The following is a 19033-nucleotide window of genomic DNA, read 5'->3' as shown; positions in this document are numbered from 1 at the left end:
TTGCGGCCAGCGCGCAGCCGGAGACACGAGATGGACCGCTTCAAGCAGATAGAAACCTTCGTGCGCGTGGCCGAGGCGGGCAGCCTGGCCGCGGCGGCGCTGGAAGAGGGCGTGTCGCCCGTGATTCTCGGTCGGCGCATCGACGCGCTCGAAAAGCGGCTCGGCGTGAAGCTGATGTATCGCTCGACGCGCAGGCTGGTCGTCAGCGAAGAGGGCGCGGCCTTTCTCGAGCGCTGCAAGAATCTGCTCTCTGAGTGGGATCAGGCGGAAAACGAACTCACGGCAGGGCGGCGCGCGGTGGGCGGGCATCTGATCGTGTCGGCGCCGGCGGCGTTCGGACGCATGCATGTGGCGCCGCACGCGCCGCCGTTCGTGCGCGACAAGCCCGAATTGCAGGTGTCCTTCAATCTGACCGATCGCGTCGTCGATCTGGTGCGCGAGGGTTACGACCTGTCGATCCGCATCGGCGGAACGGTCGATCCGAACTTCGTCGCGGTGAAGCTCGCCAGCAACCGGCGCGTCGTGTGCGGCACGCCGGCGTACTTCAGGAAGCACGGGCGGCCGAAAACGCTCGAAGATCTGCCGAATCACAACTGCCTCGCGTTCAATCTCCAGGGCGGCCAGAACCGCGGCTGGTATTTCCGGCGCAACGGGAAAGTCGTGACGGTGCGCGTCACGGGCAATCTCGATTGCAACGACGGCGAACTGCTGCACCGCTGGGCGTCGGAGGGGCTCGGGCTCGGCTGGCGCTCGACTTGGGAAATCCAGCGGCAACTGGAGTCGGGCGAGCTGGAAACCGTTCTCGACGACTTCGAGCTGCCCGATTACGACATTCTGGCCGTGTATCCACAGCAGCGCTACGTTCCTGCGCGTGTGCGCTACTTCATTGATTATCTTAAGGAAATCTACGCGCAGACCGGTTACTGGAGCCGTCCGCTCACGCTTCCCGGAGAATCGCAGCAGGAGCCCGCCCTCGGGCGCTAACTGCTTGAAAAGACGCTCGAAATTGCATTTGCGTGAGCGGAGTCATCAAGCTATAATCTTGGGCTTCTCACTTGCCGCACCGGTCCGACGCCCGGGTGGCTTCAATCCACAAGTCAGCACAAGGAGTGAATATGCGTCATTACGAAATCGTATTTATCGTGCACCCCGATCAGAGCGAGCAAGTGCCCGCGATGATCGAGCGCTACAAGGGCACGATCACGTCGCACGGTGGCCAGATCCACCGCATCGAGGACTGGGGCCGCCGCCAACTGGCCTACATGATCGAGAAACTCGCGAAGGCTCACTACGTCTGCATGAACATCGAATGCGATCAAGCCACGCTCGAAGAGCTGGAGCACGCGTTCAAGTTCAATGACGCCGTTCTGCGTCACCTCATCGTCAAGATGAAGAAGGCCGAAACCGGCCCGTCGCCGATGATGAAGGAAGTGCAGCGCGAAGAAGCCAAGAAGGCGGCCAGCCAGCCGTCCGAAGCGCAGGCTTAAGGACAGTTTCGAACTGTCAAGCCACCAGGATCGAACACTTTAAGTGAACCGGCTGCAACTGACAGCAAGCGTCGTGGAACGCGAACCGGTGCGGTACACGCCCGCCGGCATCCCGATCGCGAGCGTCACGTTGCAACACGCAGCGGAAGTCGTCGAAGCGGGCATTGCCCGAAAGATCGAACTGACCATGCAGGCGGTAGCGGCCGGCGAAGCGAGCGGCAAGCTGGAAAGCTGTCCGATGGGCGTCGAAACACGCTTCACCGGCTTTCTGGCGAAAAAGAGCCGTAACGCGCGAACCCTGGTGTTTCACATCACAGAATTGCAGGACATTGGAAAGGACTAATCATGCCCCGCCCGACTGGTAAGAAATTCGACAAGCGTCGTCAGCAACAAAACCCGCTCTTCAAGCGCAAGAAGTTCTGCCGTTTCACGGCAGCCGGCGTCGAGTACATCGACTACAAGGACACGGAAACGCTGAAGGACTTCATCGGCGAAAACGGCAAGATCACGCCGGCTCGTCTGACTGGCACGAAGGCGCACTATCAGCGCCAGCTCGACACGGCAATCAAGCGCGCGCGTTTCCTGGCGCTCCTGCCGTACACCGACCTGCACAAGGCCTAATCAGACGACGCACTAAGGAAAGCCAAAAATGCAAATCATTCTTTTGGAAAAGGTCGTCAACCTGGGCAACCTCGGCGATATCGTCAAGGTCAAGGACGGCTACGCACGTAACTTCCTGATCCCCGGCAAGAAGGCTCGCCGCGCGACCAAGGACGCAATCGCTGAATTCGAAGTTCGCCGCGCGGATCTCGAAAAGGTCGCCGCTGAAAAGCTGGCAGCCGCACAAGCGCAAGGCGAAAAGCTGAACGGCTTCACGGTTCAGATCGGCCAGAAGGCTGGCGTCGATGGCCGTCTGTTCGGTTCGGTCACGAACGCGGACATCGCTGACGCGCTGAAGAAGCAAGGCTTCGCGGAAGTCGAAAAGGCGCAAGTGCGTCTGCCGCAAGGCCCGATCAAGATGGTCGGCGACCATCCGGTTCAAGTGGCGCTGCATACGGACGTGCTGGTCGACGTCACGGTGTCGGTGCTCGGCGAGCACGCGTAAGTTTCAGGCGAGGCTTCGTGCCTCGCGAGCAGTATGAAAATGGCAGGAGCTTCATGGCTCCTGCCATTTTTTATTGTCCACGCACGGCCATTGTTCGATAATCCCACCCCATGAACGCTCCGTCCAAAGACCCGCAACTCGACGCGCTGAAGGTCCCGCCGCACTCGATCGAAGCCGAGCAATCCGTGATCGGCGGCCTGCTGCTGGACAATGCCGCATGGGACCGCATCGCCGATGTCATGCATCAGGGCGATTTTTATCGCTACGACCATCGCATCATCTACGAGCACATCGGCAAGCTGATCGCGGCGACGCGTCCGGCGGACGTGATCACCGTCTACGAAGCGCTCACGATGGCCGGCAAGGCCGAGGAAGTGGGCGGGCTCGCGTATCTGAACGCGCTGGCGCAAAACACGCCGAGCGCGGCGAATATCCGCCGCTATGCCGAAATCGTGCGCGATCGCGCGGTGCTGCGCCGCCTGGTTTCGGTCGCGGATGAAATCTCCGCCGACGCCTTCAATCCGCAAGGCAAGGAAGTCCGCCAGATTCTCGATGAAGCCGAAGCGCGCGTGTTCTCGATCGCCGAGGAAGGTTCGCGCGGCACGCAGGGCTTTCTCGAGATCGGGCCGCTGCTGACGCAGGTCGTCGAGCGCATCGACACGCTTTATCACACGGCCAATCCGAGCGACGTCACCGGCACGCCGACAGGCTTCGTCGATCTCGATCGCATGACCTCGGGCATGCACGGCGGCGAGCTGATCATCGTGGCGGGCCGCCCGTCGATGGGTAAGACCGCGTTCTCGATGAATATCGGCGAATACGTCGCGGTGGAATACGGCTTGCCCGTTGCAGTGTTCTCGATGGAAATGCCCGGCACGCAACTGACGATGCGTATGCTCGGCTCGGTCGGCCGGCTCGACCAGCATCGCATGCGCACGGGGCGGCTGACCGACGAAGACTGGCCGAAGCTCACGCACGCCGTGCAGAAAATGAGCGAGGCGCAGCTTTTCATCGACGAAACCGGCGGTCTGAACCCGATGGAACTGCGCTCGCGCGCGCGCCGTCTGTCGCGGCAATGCGGCAAGCTCGGTCTGATCATCGTCGACTATTTGCAGCTGATGAGCGGCTCGGGCGGCGGCGAAAACCGCGCGACTGAAATCTCCGAAATTTCGCGTTCGCTGAAGAGTCTCGCGAAGGAACTCGACGTGCCGGTGATCGCGCTGTCGCAGCTGAACCGCGGTCTCGAGCAGCGGCCGAACAAGCGCCCGATCATGTCGGACCTGCGCGAATCGGGCGCTATCGAACAGGACGCGGACGTCATTCTTTTCATCTACCGCGACGAAGTCTACAACCCCGACAGCCCCGACAAGGGCACCGCCGAGATCATCATCGGCAAGCAGCGTAACGGTCCGATCGGTCCGGTACGTCTGACTTTCCACGGCCAATACACGAAGTTCGATAATTTCGCCGGCGCGCAGAACTTCTACGGCGGCGAATAAACGCTCCACCGCATCCACTGTCAATGTGTCGCGACACCCGCAAGTCGCGCGTCAGGCACGCGCGGTGCGCGGGGTAGTGTGCGCAGGTACAATATGTCAGTTTGATGTCCGCCTCAAAACTGACCCATTTAACGGGAATTTCATGTTCGGTCGTTTCATGCCCACCGAGGGCAAATTCTTCGAGATCTTCAACGCGCACGCGAAATGCATGGTCGATGCCAGCCGCGAGCTCGAACTCCTGATCGACAACCTCGACGAAGCCGAGGTCCACAAGCAGAACGTGCAGGCGAACGAAAAGCGCGCCGACAAGCTCACGCACGAGACCATCGATCTGCTGCACAAGACGTTCATCACGCCGCTCGACCGCGACGAAATCCACAAGCTCATCACCACGATGGACGACATCCTCGACCTGATGGAGGACGTCGCCACGGCCATTTCGCTGTATGACGTGCGCTCCGTGACGTCGGAGGCGAGCCAGCTCGCGCATATCTGCACGAGCACGGTCACGCGCGTGCAGCAGGCCGTCGAATTGCTGGCAGATATGAAGCGCGCAAGCGAGATCCTGAAGATCTGCGAGGAAATCGACCGCCTCGAGTCGGATGCCGACCGCGTGCTGCGCTCGGCGATGTCGAAGCTCTTCCGCGAGGAAGACGACGTGAAGACGCTCATCAAGCTGAAGGCGATCTACGAACTGCTCGAGACGATCACCGACAAGTGCGAGGACGTCGCGAACATCATCGAAGGCATCGTGCTGGAAAACGCCTGATCAAGTCGTCCGAACCCGCGGCGCGCGGCAAGCCAGCGCGCCCGCACGAAAAACCGGCAGCGCATTTCCAGACCGGTCAAAACAAAACCAACTGATGCATTCGATTCAACTTGCCATTTGGGCAGTCGCCTTGCTCGTCATAGTCGCACTCGCGTTCGACTTCATGAACGGCTTTCACGACGCCGCCAACTCCATCGCGACGGTCGTTTCTACCGGCGTGCTCAAGCCGCAGCAGGCGGTCGCGTTCGCCGCGGCGTTCAACGTCATCGCGTATTTCATCTTCCACCTGAAGGTCGCCGCGACCGTCGGCAAGGGCACGATCGATCCCGAAATCGTCGATCACTACGTCATCTTCGGCGCGCTCGTGGGGGCGATCGGCTGGAACATCGTCACGTGGATCTACGGCATTCCCTCGAGCTCGTCGCATGCGCTGATCGGCGGTCTCGTCGGCGCGGCGCTCGCCAAGTCGGGCTGGGCATCGCTGAACTGGGACGGGCTGCTCAAAACCGTCGCGTTCATTTTCATTTCGCCGCTGCTCGGCTTCGTGCTCGGCTCGTTCTTCATGCTGCTCGTGTCGTGGCTGTATTTCCGCACGCCGCCTTCGAAGGTCGACCGGCGCTTCCGCCGCTTGCAGCTCGTGTCCGCCGGCCTGTATTCGCTCGGCCACGGCGGCAATGATGCGCAGAAGACCATCGGCATCATCTGGATGCTGCTGATCGCGACCGGCTATTCCTCCGTGACGTCCGAAGCGCCGCCGATCTGGGTGATCGGTCTCTGCTATCTCTCGATGGGCCTGGGCACGCTGTTCGGCGGCTGGCGCATCGTGCGGACGATGGGTCAGAAGATCACGAAGCTCAAGCCCGTCGGCGGATTCTGCGCGGAGACGGGCGGGGCGCTCACGCTCTTCATGGCGTCGTTCCTCGGCATTCCCGTTTCCACGACGCATACGATCACCGGCGCGATCGTCGGCGTCGGCGCGACGCAGAAGTTCAGCGCGGTGCGCTGGGGCGTCGCAGGCAATATCGTGTGGGCGTGGATTCTGACCATTCCCGCATCCGCAGCGCTCGCGGCAGCGGGCTGGTGGGTCGGCCACCGCTTCCTGTAAGGGTTCCACCTTGCCTTCGGCCCCGAACGCTTTCGGGGCCGAAGCGCGTCAGATGATCGGCGACGACACTCCGTCCATCGGAATGATCGCGCCCGACACGTAACTCGCGCGGCGGCTCGCCAGAAAGAGCGCCACGTCGGCGATTTCCTCCGGCTTCGCGTAGCGCCCGAGCGGCACTTTGGCCTGGCTGTCGGCGAGTACCTGATCGCGCGTGATGCCCTGGCGCGTCGCTTCGAGTTCGAGCGCTTCCTCGACACGTTCGGTCAGCGTCGCGCCCGGATTGATCGCGTTGATGCGGATGCCGAGCTTCGCATAGTGATGCGCCAGCCCGACCGTGTTGAGCATCAGCGCCGCATTGGCCGCGCCGCCCGCGATGTGGATGTCCGTCGCGATCTTTCCGCCCATCCCGACGATATTGACGATCGCGCCGGGCTCGGTCTGCGGATCGTTGCGCAGGCGCTCGGCCATGCGCTTCAGCACCACTTGCTGCGGATAGACATAGGAGAAGTACTTGGCGTCCATCGCGGCCTTGTAGGCGGCGGCATCGAGCGTATCCGGATCGTAGCGGCGCGCGGCGCCGGCGCTGTTGATGAGAATATCGATCGGTCCGAGCGCGGCGCTCGCTTCCTCGACGACATCCTCGGCGCTGTGCGCCTCGTGCAGATCGGCGCGGGCGAGATGGACGTGATGACCGGCGCTCGCCAGCTGCTCGCGGGCGCGGGCGAGATTCGCGGCATCGCGCGAGACGATCGCGACTTTCGCGCCTTCGCTCGCGAACGCTTTCGCGCATGCGAATCCGATTCCCTTGCTGCCGCCCGTGATCAGGACGACCTTGCCCGCGAGTCCCAGGTCCATGATGCCGCGCTCCGATGAAGATGATCGGAACACGATAGCAGAGACGTACAGCGCGCGTCAGTTGCTGCCAGTGGCGAAGCGCGCGATGGGATCGTCGCTTTGTGCGGGGCGCGGCGCGGCGAGCGAGCCGGTGGACGCGCGCATCACGCGCACGGGCGGTTCGGTGGAGTCCGCGGGTTCGGCCGGTGCCTGGGCAGCGCGTGCCTGCTGGCGCGCGGCGCGCGAGGTCGGCGGCGGCGGCTCGAAGGCGTCGGCGGCGGCCTGGATCGGATCGGACGACGCGTTGATCGTCGCGACGGAAGGCGCGGTCGCGCCCGCGGCCTGCGCCTGACGCTGCGCCGCGTTCAGGGACGAGGGCGGCGGCTCGAAGGCGTCGGCGTTCGCCGGCGCTGCTTGCCGGGCGTAGGCCGGCGCCGGAGCGGGCGCAGGCGTCTGCGCCGGCGATGCCATGTATGTGGGCGCATCGAACGGCGTCGGCGCTGCCTTGGGCGCCGCAACGCGCCGGATGCCGTCGAAGCGCTTTGCCCAATACGGATTCGTCAGATAGTCGAGCCGCACGGTGCCGCCCGTCGACGGCGCATTCACGAAGCGCAATTTGCCGACGTAGATGCCCACGTGCGAATGCGGCCGCCCGGTCGTGTTGAAGAAGACCAGATCGCCCGTCGCGATTTCGTCCGGCTCGACGGAATCGCCGCGCGAACTCATCTCCGCCGTCGTGCGCGGCAGATTGACCGACGCCGCGCGATCGACGACATAGCGCACGAGCCCGCTGCAATCGAATCCGGCGTCCGGCGTATTGCCGCCCCAACGGTACGGCACGCCGACGAGCGACATCGCCTGAATGGAGATTTCCTCGCGCCCGACGCTGTGATCGACGAAATTCGGGAAGCCGGGCGGCGGTTTGTAGGTGCGATTGGCGTTCGTGCTGGCGGCGGGCTTGCGCGCCGTCTGCTGCGGCGCGGTTCCACACGCGGCGAGCACCACGGCAACGAGAAGCAGCAACCAGATTCGACGCATTGCAATAGGCGAGCGAAAACGCGCCAGAAAGGGCAGTGTGCCGATACTAATCCGCCGAACGGGCGTGCAGCAAGATGTCTTGAGGATTTACATGAAGTTTATGCCGTAAGTGTTGCAACCGCGGAACGTTCAGACAAAAGAAAGCGGCCCGGCGGATCGCTCCGCCGGGCCGCTCATCGCGATGAATGCCGCGCGCTTACAGAATGTCGGACGCGTAGTCGGCGAGACGCGAACGTTCGCCGCGCGCGAGCGTCACGTGACCGCTGTGCGTCCAGCCCTTGAAGCGATCGACGACATACGTGAGGCCCGAGCTGCCTTCAGTCAGATAAGGCGTGTCGATCTGCGCGATGTTGCCGAGGCACACGATCTTCGTGCCCGGGCCCGCGCGCGTGACGAGCGTCTTCATCTGCTTCGGCGTGAGGTTTTGCGCCTCGTCGATGATCACGTACTTGTCGACGAAGGTGCGGCCGCGCATGAAGTTCATGCTCTTCACCTTGAGGCGCGAGCGGATCAGCTCCTGCGTCGCGGCGCGGCCCCATTCGCCGGCGGCGTCGTCGGTTTTCTGCAGGACTTCGAGGTTGTCGTCGAAGGCGCCCATCCACGGCTGCATCTTCTCTTCCTCGGTGCCGGGCAGAAAGCCGATATCCTCCCCGACCGGCACCGTCGCGCGCGTCACGATGATCTCGTTGTAGCGCTTGTCATCAAGCACTTGAGCGAGGCCCGCGGCGAGCGCCATCAGCGTCTTGCCGGTGCCCGCCTGACCGAGCAGCGTGACGAAATCGACTTCCGGGTTCATCAACAGGTTGAGCGCGAAGTTCTGCTCGCGGTTGCGCGCCGTGATGCCCCACACGTTGTTCTTGTGATGACCGTAGTCGCGCAGCGTCTGCAGGAGCGCGGTCTTGCCGTTCAGCTCGCGCACGACCGCGTGGAACGACGGCTCGCCGTTCTGCGGCTCGAGATAGACGAACTCGTTGACGAGCATCGAAGGGCACAGCGGCCCGGTGACGCGGTAGTACGTCGTGCCGGTCTTGGTGTCCTGCCAGCTCTCCATGCCCTTCGCGTGCCGGGTCCAGAAGTCCTGCGGCAGCGCGCGCACGCCCGAGTAGAGCAGGTCCTTGTCCTCGAGAACCTGATCGTTGAAGTAATCCTCGGCGGGCAGGCCGAGCGCGTGCGCCTTGATGCGCATGTTGATGTCTTTCGACACCAGCACGACCTGGCGATCCGGACGCTCCTTCTGCAGCGCGCGCACGACGCCGAGAATCTGGTTATCCGCCTTGCCGACGGGCAGGCCCTGGACCGGCTCGATATCGGTGAGCGTCGTCTGGAAGTAGAGGCGGCCGAGCGCATCGCGGTTGCCTTGCGACGCGAGCGGAATGCCCTCGGTCATCTTGCCCGCGTCCGCGACAAGCGCGTCGAGCGTGCGGCTCACCTGACGCGCGTTGCGCGCCACTTCCGACATGCCCTTCTTGTGGTTGTCGAGCTCTTCCAACGTCATCATCGGCAGATAGACGTCGTGTTCTTCGAAGCGGAAGAGCGAGCTCGGATCGTGCATCAGCACGTTGGTATCGAGCACGAAAAGCTTGCGCAGTTCGGTTTCGGCTGCCGCGCTCTTGCGGCGTTTGCTCTGCGCGCGGGTTTCCGTGGCAGCGGCCGGCGCGGGCGCGACGGGCGTCCCGGCGCGCTCCGCGCGGACTTCGGCTTCGCCCGGCGTGGCGCGCGCGGCGGGCGCGGGCTGGAGCAGCGCCGCGGTCTGTTTCGATTTTCGGCCGCGCGTGGGCACGGTGCCGGGCGCGGGCGGCGGCACGACGGCTTCCGCGTGCGCTTCGGCGGGAATCTGAGTCAGCACGTCGCTCGCGATCGAGCGCAGCGTGTGCGCGGCGTTGGTCGCGGGACGTTCGGCGGCGACGGTCTCGACCGCGCCGTACGCGTCGTCATCGCTCGCCGCGGCTTGTTTTTTCGACTGCTTCGAAGGCCGGGCTTTGGCCTTGTATTCTTCAGCCGGTAGGAGATGGCCGAGCTTGGCCGGGGCGGTAGGCAAAGGCATGGTGTTCCCTCGAAAGGAATCGGGTTCGTGTATCGTGCGCCGCCTGTCGCATCCTGCTCGTACGCCCTCGAAGCGATACGGGTCCCGCAGTTTGCGCCCGGTGGCGCGCTTCGTTGTCGAAATCGCCGGTTCGCCTAAGTTTCGATCTGCTCCTTGGAGGTTGCATGCAACACGCCGCGCGCGAGCCGATGAAGCGTGGCTTTTGTGCGACGCCAAATAAAAAAGCCGCCGTTCCGACTACCGGAACCAGCGGCTCACTTCTGCTGCAGAGCGCCTTTCCCTTGCCGAGTCCACGTAGCCGGGGTCCATGCCGACCGCGCCGACTGGCGCACGGCGGCTCGCGCTAAGGCAAAGGGAATGGGGAGGACAGGCGCTCATTGCGGTCCAATATAACGTGCCTCAAATCGCTTGTACAGCCTCGACGATGGCCTCTACGTGGCCCGGCACCTTGACACCGCGGAACTCGCCACGAAGCACGCCTTTGGCGTCGATGAGGAAGGTCGAGCGCTCCACGCCGCGCACTTCCTTGCCATACATTTTCTTCATTTTGATGACATCGAAGAGCGAGCAGATGGCTTCGTCGCCGTCCGATACCAGCGTGTACGGCAGCTCCAGCTTCGCCTTGAAGTTGTCGTGCGATTTCACGCTGTCGCGCGAGATTCCGACGATTTCCGCGCCGGCCGCCTTGAACTGGTCGTAGTGATCGCGGAATTGCAGGCTTTCGGTCGTGCAGCCCGGCGTGTTGTCCTTCGGGTAGAAGAAGAGCACGACCTTCGTGCCGCGCAGGCTCGAAAGCGTGAACTCGCCACCCGTCGCGGGTGCGGTGAAATCGGGAACGGGCTGGTCGACTGCGACTGACACGAAGGCTTCTCCAGTTGTTGTGATTTGGTAGCTGAGAAATAGCGACGAGACGACGTGCCGCCACAGCGCGCTGCTTTCAGCCCGGCTGAACGATCAGCTCGCCCGCGCGGCCCGGAATCTCGCCCCACGTCACAGGGTACGTGGGCAGCGTCGAGCGGTCCAGCGCCGCATGGTAATCGCCCATCGTGGCGAAGCTGTGTCCCTGCGCGCGCCAGCCGGCGAGCAGTTGCTCGAACACCGGCGCGAGCTTCTGGCCTTCGAGCTCGGCGTGCAGCGTGAACACCTGATCGTGCGGATTGTTCTCCGTGCGACCCAGCAGATGCGCCGCGACATTGCTTACGTCGACGCCATCGACGCCCAGCACTTCATCGAGCGTGGGCAGGGTGGTGGGCATCTGGACGTGGTTGAGCGTGCGGCCGTCGAGCACGGGGATGTACGGCGTGTGGCCGCGCCCGTCCGATGCGTAACGCATGCCCCACGCATCGATCTGCTCGAACGCGTAGCCGTTCATCTGCCAGCCGGCGGCGCCGTGCGTGACGGGCGGCGCCCCGAAGATCTCGATGAAGCGCGCATGGCTCTGCCGCATCTGCGCGACGGTCCATTCGCGGTCGCGCGCACGCACGTTGTCCTGCCAGTAGACGTGGTCCCACGTGTGGATGCCGCATTCGAAGCCGGCCTCGTGGATGGCGCGCATCTCCGACACGGCTTCGCGGCCGATGTCCGGTCCCGGCAAAAGGACGCCGTACATGAGCGTCTTCACGCCGTAATGCTCGACCACGGACGTGCGCGACACCTTCTTGAGAAAGCCCGGCCGGAACACGCGTCTGAGCGCCCAGCCGGTGTGATCGGGGCCGAGGCTGAAGAGGAACGTCGCGCGGGCGCTGTACTTGTCGAGCAGACGCCCGAGATTGGGCACGCCCTCGCGCGTGCCGCGCAACGTATCGACGTCGATCTTGAGAACGATGCGGGCCACGCTTCTTCCTCTTGCTTACGCTTGCTCGACGAGCTTGCGGGCTTCGCCCACGTGTCCGCGGTACGCTTCGAAGATCTTCCGCAGCGCGTCGTCCATGGTGGCTTGCGGGGCCCAGGCGAGCTCCTGCATCGTGTTCTCGATCTTCGGCACGCGGTTTTGCACGTCCTGATAGCCCGTGCCGTAATACGCGCCCGACGAGGTCTCGACGAGCTGCACGTTCTTCGCGCTGTCGGCGTATTCGGGGAACTCGTTCGCGAGCGCGAGCATCTTGTTCGCGAGCTCGCGCACCGAGAAGTTGTTCTTCGGATTGCCGATGTTATAGATCTTGCCGGTCGCCACGCCGTTCTTGTTCTCGATGATCTTCATCAGCGCGCCGATGCCGTCGTCGATATCGGTGAACGCGCGCTTCTGCGCGCCGCCATCCACGAGGCTGATGTTCTCGCCGCGCACGATGTGGCCGAGGAACTGCGTCACGACGCGCGACGAACCTTCCTTCGGCGTGTAGATGGAGTCGAGGCCCGGGCCGATCCAGTTGAACGGACGGAAGAGGGTGAAGTTCAGCCCTTCCATGCCGTAGCCCCAGATCACGCGGTCCATCAGCTGCTTCGAGCACGCGTAGATCCAGCGCGGCTTGTTGATCGGACCGTAGGACAGCACGGAGTTTTCCGGATCGAACTGCTCGTCGGTGCACATGCCGTACACCTCGGACGTCGACGGAAACACCAGATGCTTGCCGTACTTCACCGCCGAGCGCACGATCGGCAGGTTCGCTTCGAAGTCGAGCTCGAACACGCGCAGCGGCTGCTTCACGTAGGTCGCGGGCGTCGCGATCGCGACGAGCGGCAGGATCACGTCGCACTTCTTCACGTGATACTCGACCCACTCCTTGTTGATCGTGATGTCGCCTTCGAAGAAGTGCATCCGCTCGTGATTCGCGAGGTCGCCAAGGCGATCGGTTTGCATGTCCATCCCGAAGACTTCCCAGTCGGTGGTCTCGAGGATGCGCTTGGACAGGTGATGGCCGATGAAGCCGTTGACACCGAGGATCAGAACTTTTTTCATGAATGACGAGAGGATTGAATGATTCGGCCGACTTCGGCGGGATCGACGGTGCGCGCTTCGCCTGACGGAGCGCCTTCGGCCTCGAGCGGCCGATGGCGCAACTCGCGGATGGCGACGACGCGGCCATCGCCGCAGACGCCAAACAGCGCATTATCCGCCACCCTTAGGCCCGGGGGCAAACTCCGCAGCTCACCGAGTCTTTCGGGAGAGACGCCGGGTGCGCCGGTTTCGGGCACGAGCCGCGCCCGCGCGACGATGAACCGGTGCTCGCCGATATCCGTGAATGCGCCCGGATACGGCGGCGCGACCGCGCGAATCAGGTTGTAGACGCGCTGCGCCGGCTGCGTCCAGTCGATGCGCCCGTCTTCCGGCTTGCGCCCGCCGTAGTAGCTGCCGGATGCGAGATCGTTCGGCAGATGCGGCGCTTCGCCCGCGAGCAGGGCGGGCAGCACGCGCCAGAGCGTCTGCTCGGCCGCGACGACGGTTTTGTCGAAGACTTGCGCCGCGGTGTCGTCGGGGAGAATGGGCACCGGCGTCTGCGCGAGGATCGCGCCCGCGTCGGGCTTCTCCGCCATTTCGTGCAGCGTCGCGCCGGACTCGGTCTCGCCGTTGAGCACCGCCCAGTTCGTCGGCACGCGGCCGCGATACTTCGGCAGCAGCGAGCCGTGCATGTTGTAGGCGCCGCGCCGCGCGAGCGAGAGCAGCGAAACCGGCAGCATGTTCCGGTAATAGAACGAGAAGATGAAGTCCGGCGCGAGCTTCTCCACGGTGTCGTGAAGCTCGGGCGACTTCGGATCGGCGGGCGTGATCGTGTCGATGCCGTGTTCCGCCGCGACCTGCGCGACGCTGCCGAACCAGATGTTCTCGCTCGCGCTGTCTTCGTGCGTGACGACGAGCGCGACATCGACGCCGCGCGCGAGCAGCACCTGCAGACAGCGCACGCCGACGTCGTGATACGCGAAGACGACTGCGCGCGGCTTCATTGGCCGTCTTCCTCGCGGACGATGGCCACGCGCTGGACCGGGTCCGGAAGCGGCTTGGCCGTCATGGGCAGGCCTTCGCGCTCCTCGAGGATCGTCTGCACGAGATAGCGCGGACGCGCGCGCACCTGCTGATAAATCCGGCCGATGTATTCGCCGAGCAGCCCGAGCGCGAAGATGATCACGCCGAGCATGAAGAACGTGATGGCGAACAGGGTGAACACACCCTGAACTTCCGCGCCGAACATGAAGCGGCGAATCAACAGCAGCAGGAACAGGCCCGCCGAGCCGACCGAAAGAATCACGCCGATGAACGACAGCCATTGCAGCGGCACGACCGAGAAACCCGTGACGAGATCGAAGTTCAGGCGGATGAGGCTGTAGAGCGAATACTTCGATTCGCCGGCGAAACGCTCCTCGTGCGCGACATCGACTTCGATCGGATTCTGCGCGAAGGTGTACGCGAGCGCCGGAATGAACGTGTTGATCTCGCCGCAGCGGTTGATCGTATCGATGATATGGCGGCTGTATGCGCGCAGCATGCAGCCCTGATCCGTCATCTTGATCTTCGTGATGCGCTCGCGCAGACGGTTCATCGCGCGCGACGCCTTCTTGCGCCACAGGCTGTCCTGACGCTGCTGACGGATCGTGCCGACGTAGTCGTAGCCCTCGCGCATCTTCCTGACGAGCTTGCCGATTTCCTCCGGCGGATTCTGCAGGTCGGCATCCAGCGTGACGACGATCTCGCCGCGCGACTGCTCGAAGCCCGCGAGGATCGCCATGTGCTGGCCGTAATTGCCGTTCAGCAGAATGACGCGCGTGGTGTCGGGCCGCACGTGGAATTGCTGCGCGAGCAGCGCCGCCGATTTGTCGCGGCTGCCGTCGTTGATGAAGATCACCTCGTACGACGTACCGAGCGCGTCGAGCGCCGGATAGAGGCGCTCGAAGAGGGCGGCGAGCCCTTCCTGCTCGTTGTACACCGGGATGATCACCGAAAGCTCGGGGGAGGTCGCCGGAAAATCCATATGACTCATGTTGCGCTGGTTGTCCTTGGTTACCCGTGGCTCTTGCTGTGGTCCGCGAACTGCTCGCAGATCTCATTGATCGATTTCACGACGTACGTCACATCGTCCGGGCTCATCAGCGTGAAGAGCGGCAGCGTGACCGTCGATGCGCCGTAGCGCTCCGCGTGCGGGAACATGCCTTCCCTGAAGCCGCGCGCGCGATACAGCGTGAAGAGATGCAGCGCCGGGTAATGCAGACCCGTGCCGATGCCGCGCTCCTTCATCTCGGCCATGAACGCCGCGCGCGTGAGCCCGAGCTTCTCGAGCGGCAGCGCGATCTGGAACATGTGCCAGTTGCTGTCGGTGAAATTCTCCGGCGGCAGACCGACGCCGAGCTTCACCGCAGCGCCGCCTTCGAACGCGTCGAAGTACGCGCGCGCGAGCTGCCGGCGCTTCTCGGTGAAACGCTCGACCTGGCGCAACTGGCCGAGCCCGACGCGCGCCGCGACATCGGTCAGGTTGTACTTGCCGCCCAGCACGTCGCAGTCCATCCCGTCGAAGCCCGTGCGCGTGATGCCCTGCAGCCGGTACTTGCGCGCGAGCTCCGCCTCGTCCTCGTTGTTCATGACGAGCGCGCCGCCTTCGATCGACGTGACGTTCTTGTTCGCGTGGAAGCTGAACGAGACGATGTCGCCGATCGCGCCGATGCGCTTGCCTTTCCAGGTCGAGCCGAACGCCTGCGCGGCGTCCTCGATCACGCGCAGCTTGTGGGCGCGCGCGATCTCGTAGAGCTTGTCCATATCGACCGGCAGGCCCGCCAGATACACCGGCATGATCGCTTTCGTGCGCGGGGTGATCGCACGTTCAAGCAAGTTCAGGTCCATGTTGCGCGTGACCGGATCGATGTCGACGAACACCGGCGTCGCGCCCACTTCGATGATCACGTTCGCCGTCGACACCCAGGTCATCGGCGTGGTGATGACTTCGTCACCCGGGCCGACGCCCGCGATGCGCAGGCCGATCTCCATCGTGCAGGTGCCGGAATTGAACGCGCGCACCGGGCGGCCGCCCACATACGCCGACAACTCGGCCTCGAACTGCTGATTCTGCGGGCCGGTGGTGATCCAGCCGGAGCGGAGCACGTCGACGACGCCCTGAATGGTTTCCTCGTCGATCTCGGGCTTCACGAAAGGCAGAAACGGCCGCGTTGTTTGAGTCATGGACTATGCGCTTAAAAAATGATTGATCCGGGCGAAGCCGCGATGCGGCCCACTAGCCGCGCGCGAGCACGACGACACCGACGAGAATGATGCCGATGCCGACGAGCCGCTGCATCGACAGCACTTCGCCGAACAGATACCACGCCGCGAACGCATTGACGACGTAGCCGAGCGAGAGCATCGGATAGGCGATCGACACATCCACCCGCGACAGCCCGACGATCCACACGACGACGCTCAGCACATAGCACGCGAGCCCGCCGATGATGGGCAGCTGCGTCGCGATCTTGAAACCGACCGGAATGATATTGGCGGGCGTGAAGTCGAAATGGCCCACCGCATTCACGCCGGCTTTGAGCAGAAGCTGGGCGCACGCGTTCAACGATACGCCGATGACGATGCAAATAAAGGAAATCGGGTTCATCGCGCGTTTTTCAAATGCGGAACAAGGATACTCGGTTCATCGGCGGATGCCGAACGATCGTGCGCCGCAGCATCGGCGCAAGCGGGGGTGAAATGGCTCACGGCTGCGGCTTCTCCACAATCACGCGGCGCTCGTCGCGTGCGATCACCTGCATCGGCACGTGGCGCGCGGCGAGCTCGTCGTAGCGGCCCGGCGGCATCAGCGCGAGCGCGTAGCGCTTCGAATCCCACAGCGTGACCCACTCGTCGATGCTCGGCACCCATTTCTGCGGCTCGGTCTGCACGCCGAAGGTCAGCTCGTCGGCCTCGCCGACCATGATCATCGTGTGGCCGAGATAGAAGGGCATCGTGTGATCGAGCTTCGCGATCGAATAGAACGGCGTGTCGGGCGGCAGCTTCGCCATTGCGGCCTTCACGGCCGGCACGAGGTTCACGCCCGAGCTTTGCGTGCCGAACACGTCGTGTCCCGAGCCCGCGATAGTGCCGAGCAGCAGCCATGCCGCGCCCAGTCCCGCCGCGCCGGCGAGCACGCTGCGCCGGTTCAGCCAGAGCGCGAGCAGCGTCACGACGAAGGCGACGGCGAGGCCCGCGTAGACCCAGACTTGGAACGCACGATACAGCGCGTTGGGCGTGTTCGCGCTGCCCGCCCGGCCGAGGAAGATCGCGCCGAACGCCGCCGCGATCAGGAACACCGCGTAGCCGATCAGATGCATGCGGTACTGCGGCTTCGTCAGCGACGGCAAATAGAGCCCGATCACGAGCGCGATCGCGGGCGCGACCGGCAGCACGTAGGAAATGAGCTTCGAATGCGACGCGCTGAAGAACAGGAAGATGAACGCGGACCAGACGAGCAGCAGCGTGACGGGCGCGAAGCCGTTGGGCTGGCGCGGCGTCTTCAGGCCGTGGCGCACGCTCTGAAAGGCGATCGACAGCCACGGCAGAAAGCCGACGATCAGCACCGGCACGAAGTAATAGAACGCGCCGGGGCGATTCTGCTCGGGCGTCAGATAGCGCTTGAACTGCTGGACGATGAAGAAAAAGTCGAAGAACTCGGGATTCTTCATCTGAACGAGCGCGAACCAGGGGCCCGTCACGATCAGGAACACGATCAGCCCGCTGCCGATGTAGAGCCGCTTCCAGAGCGCCCAGTCGCGCGCGAAGAGCGAATAGAGAACGAGCACCGCGCCCGGCAGGATCAGGCCGACCAGGCCCTTGGAGAGCACCGCCGCGCCCATCCCGGCCCAGCAGAGCCACATCCACAGGCGCACCTCGCGCGTCGGCAGGCCGGGGCGCTGGGCGAGCAGAAGCGCGCAGAGCGTCAGCTCCATCCAGAACGCGAGACCCATGTCGAGCGTGTTGAAGTGGCTCATCAGGTTCCAGTACGGGCAGGTCGCGAGAATGACCGCGGCCGCGAAGCCGGTCATCGCGTTGAATACGCGCGTGCCCGTGTAGCCGACGAGCAGCACGCCCGCGAAACCCGTGAGCGCGGTATAGAGACGCGCCTGCCATTCGCCGATGCCGAACCACGCGAACGTGAGCGCATTCGCCCAGGTCTGGAGCGGCGGCTTCTCGAAGTATTTGTAACCGTTGTAGCGCGGCGTGATCCAGTCGCCGGTGATGAACATCTCGCGCGCCATTTCCGCGTAGCGGCCTTCGTCGCTCGGCACGAGATGGCGATAGCCCAGCGGCGCGAACCAGATGATCGCGAGCGCGAGAACCAGAAGAATGAGCGAAAGACGTGTGAGCGGTAGCCGCGAAGGCGTATCGTTCATGAAGTCGACCTGTCCGATGCCGCGATGCGCGGCGCTAGTGAAACGAAATGGGCGATGAATGCGGGCAGCGCGACGATGCCGCTTGCGCATGCTCAGGCACGCATTTTCGCTGCAAGTTCGCAAACCCGGCCCGCCGCGCGCTACGCGCGCCCCATCGGCGGCCGGATTTGCGCGGCGAAACCATTCCGGCGAATGCCCGCCGAATCCGTCCGCGCCATGCCCGAGGCGCCCCGGAAAGCGAACGCCGGGCGGGAGTTTAGCGCACGACCGGCCGACACTCGTAAAATCGGCGCGCGACAGTCCGGGCTGCGCCGATCTCTGACGGGCGGCGGCAGTCTGCCAGCGCTTCCTTAGCGTTTCCTTAGGAATGTCGTCAGGCTTCGATCAGGAGCGCGGCGGCCACGCGCCGGCCTTCCGACATCAGGATGTTGTAGGTGCGGCAGGCGGCACCGAAATCCATCGTCTCGACGCCGATGCGATGCTTCGCCAGTTGCGCCGTGAGACGCGGATGCGGAAAGCGCAGGCGCGCGCCGCTGCCGAAGATGACGACTTCCGGCGCGGCCTCGACGAGCGCATCGAAGTGCTCGGGCGTGAGCGCATCGAACGATGACACCGGCCACGCCGCGACGGGCGTCTGGGGCATGATGATCACGCTGCCTTCGTGCCTTTCGAGATTGACCGCCACGAAACCGTCTCCGTAGCTCGTTATGGTGTTGAGCGCGCTGTTGGAATCCTGGTGAAGTTTCAAAACAGTGATCCGGCAAGGGAAAGAGGAGAGGCCCGGCGTCCGCGCAGCCATGCCAACCGGTGGGCGCGTGCATGCGAACCGCGATTTCCGCCGCGGCCGGCGCGTTCCT

At 64.0% G+C, this 19033-nt stretch carries 20 protein-coding genes; 8 read left to right on the top strand and 12 right to left on the bottom strand.

The features are described 5' to 3' along the window. Positions 1 to 30 precede the first annotated feature (30 nt). The 8 genes from AWB78_RS09895 to AWB78_RS09860 all read left to right on the top strand — a co-directional run bounded on the left by AWB78_RS09895 (position 31) and on the right by AWB78_RS09860 (position 5965). Complete coding sequence (locus AWB78_RS09895; protein ID WP_062604380.1) at positions 31 to 984, top strand: LysR family transcriptional regulator; 954 nt, start codon at positions 31 to 33, stop codon at positions 982 to 984. A 131-nt stretch (positions 985 to 1115) separates the two neighbouring features. Further along, the gene (gene rpsF, locus AWB78_RS09890; RefSeq protein ID WP_014191231.1) at positions 1116 to 1487 is read left to right on the top strand and encodes a 30S ribosomal protein S6; all 372 of its coding nucleotides are present in this window, start codon (positions 1116 to 1118) and stop codon (positions 1485 to 1487) included. Between the two features lie 43 nt (positions 1488 to 1530). Then, the gene (gene priB / locus AWB78_RS09885; RefSeq protein WP_062604379.1) at positions 1531 to 1830 is read left to right on the top strand and encodes a primosomal replication protein N; all 300 of its coding nucleotides are present in this window, start codon (positions 1531 to 1533) and stop codon (positions 1828 to 1830) included. A gap of 2 nt (positions 1831 to 1832) precedes the next feature. Continuing rightward, positions 1833 to 2108 (top strand): 30S ribosomal protein S18, encoded by a 276-nt coding sequence (rpsR, locus tag AWB78_RS09880; RefSeq protein ID WP_007000150.1) that lies wholly within the window; start codon positions 1833 to 1835, stop codon positions 2106 to 2108. A gap of 28 nt (positions 2109 to 2136) precedes the next feature. Continuing rightward, the gene (rplI, locus tag AWB78_RS09875; RefSeq protein ID WP_062604378.1) at positions 2137 to 2592 is read left to right on the top strand and encodes a 50S ribosomal protein L9; all 456 of its coding nucleotides are present in this window, start codon (positions 2137 to 2139) and stop codon (positions 2590 to 2592) included. Between the two features lie 110 nt (positions 2593 to 2702). Further along, on the top strand, positions 2703 to 4091 hold the full coding sequence (locus AWB78_RS09870) for a replicative DNA helicase (RefSeq protein ID WP_062604377.1): 1389 nt from the start codon (positions 2703 to 2705) through the stop codon (positions 4089 to 4091). 142 nt (positions 4092 to 4233) lie between these two features. Beyond that, complete coding sequence (locus tag AWB78_RS09865; protein WP_062604376.1) at positions 4234 to 4860, top strand: DUF47 domain-containing protein; 627 nt, start codon at positions 4234 to 4236, stop codon at positions 4858 to 4860. A gap of 94 nt (positions 4861 to 4954) precedes the next feature. Next, positions 4955 to 5965, top strand: a complete 1011-nt coding sequence (locus tag AWB78_RS09860; RefSeq protein ID WP_062604375.1) for an inorganic phosphate transporter — start codon at positions 4955 to 4957, stop codon at positions 5963 to 5965. Between the two features lie 48 nt (positions 5966 to 6013). On the opposite strand, the gene AWB78_RS09855 is transcribed toward AWB78_RS09860, so the two are convergent. From AWB78_RS09855 to AWB78_RS09800, 12 genes are all read right to left on the bottom strand, one after another. After that, entirely contained in the window at positions 6014 to 6820 is an 807-nt protein-coding gene (locus AWB78_RS09855; protein ID WP_062604374.1) for an SDR family oxidoreductase, read from the bottom strand. Positions 6821 to 6877: 57 nt separating this feature from the next. Continuing rightward, entirely contained in the window at positions 6878 to 7837 is a 960-nt protein-coding gene (locus AWB78_RS09850) for a C40 family peptidase (protein ID WP_062604373.1), read from the bottom strand. Positions 7838 to 8033: 196 nt separating this feature from the next. Further along, positions 8034 to 9881 carry a PhoH family protein gene (locus AWB78_RS09845; protein ID WP_062604372.1) on the bottom strand — a complete coding sequence of 616 codons (1848 nt, stop codon included), beginning with the start codon at positions 9879 to 9881 and terminating at the stop codon, positions 8034 to 8036. Positions 9882 to 10280: 399 nt separating this feature from the next. Further along, positions 10281 to 10742, bottom strand: a complete 462-nt coding sequence (locus tag AWB78_RS09840; RefSeq protein ID WP_062604371.1) for a peroxiredoxin — start codon at positions 10740 to 10742, stop codon at positions 10281 to 10283. A 76-nt stretch (positions 10743 to 10818) separates the two neighbouring features. After that, positions 10819 to 11715 (bottom strand): polysaccharide deacetylase family protein, encoded by an 897-nt coding sequence (locus AWB78_RS09835; protein WP_062604370.1) that lies wholly within the window; start codon positions 11713 to 11715, stop codon positions 10819 to 10821. A gap of 15 nt (positions 11716 to 11730) precedes the next feature. Beyond that, positions 11731 to 12777 (bottom strand): bifunctional UDP-4-keto-pentose/UDP-xylose synthase, encoded by a 1047-nt coding sequence (locus AWB78_RS09830; protein WP_062604369.1) that lies wholly within the window; start codon positions 12775 to 12777, stop codon positions 11731 to 11733. Then, positions 12774 to 13760, bottom strand: coding sequence for a formyltransferase (locus AWB78_RS09825; RefSeq protein ID WP_062604368.1), 987 nt, complete (start codon positions 13758 to 13760; stop codon positions 12774 to 12776). The genes AWB78_RS09830 and AWB78_RS09825 overlap by 4 nt, the downstream gene beginning before the upstream one ends. After that, entirely contained in the window at positions 13757 to 14791 is a 1035-nt protein-coding gene (locus AWB78_RS09820; RefSeq protein WP_062604367.1) for a glycosyltransferase, read from the bottom strand. Before AWB78_RS09820 ends, AWB78_RS09825 begins: the two co-directional genes overlap by 4 nt. Positions 14792 to 14811: 20 nt before the next feature. Next, positions 14812 to 15981: a DegT/DnrJ/EryC1/StrS family aminotransferase gene (locus tag AWB78_RS09815; protein WP_062604366.1), complete on the bottom strand. Its 1170-nt coding sequence runs from the start codon at positions 15979 to 15981 to the stop codon at positions 14812 to 14814. Between the two features lie 52 nt (positions 15982 to 16033). Further along, positions 16034 to 16405: an SMR family transporter gene (locus tag AWB78_RS09810; RefSeq protein ID WP_062604365.1), complete on the bottom strand. Its 372-nt coding sequence runs from the start codon at positions 16403 to 16405 to the stop codon at positions 16034 to 16036. A 97-nt stretch (positions 16406 to 16502) separates the two neighbouring features. Further along, a complete protein-coding gene (locus AWB78_RS09805; protein ID WP_062604449.1) occupies positions 16503 to 18176 on the bottom strand; it encodes a glycosyltransferase family 39 protein in 1674 nt (557 codons plus the stop codon). A gap of 373 nt (positions 18177 to 18549) precedes the next feature. After that, positions 18550 to 18924, bottom strand: coding sequence for an Mth938-like domain-containing protein (locus AWB78_RS09800; RefSeq protein WP_062604364.1), 375 nt, complete (start codon positions 18922 to 18924; stop codon positions 18550 to 18552). Positions 18925 to 19033: the final 109 nt, after the last annotated feature.

It is taken from the genome of Caballeronia calidae, assembly GCF_900044055.2.
GTDB lineage: Bacteria > Pseudomonadota > Gammaproteobacteria > Burkholderiales > Burkholderiaceae > Caballeronia > Caballeronia calidae.
Note: the sequence above shows the minus strand (reverse complement) of the source record. Positions and strands in the feature narration are given on the sequence as shown.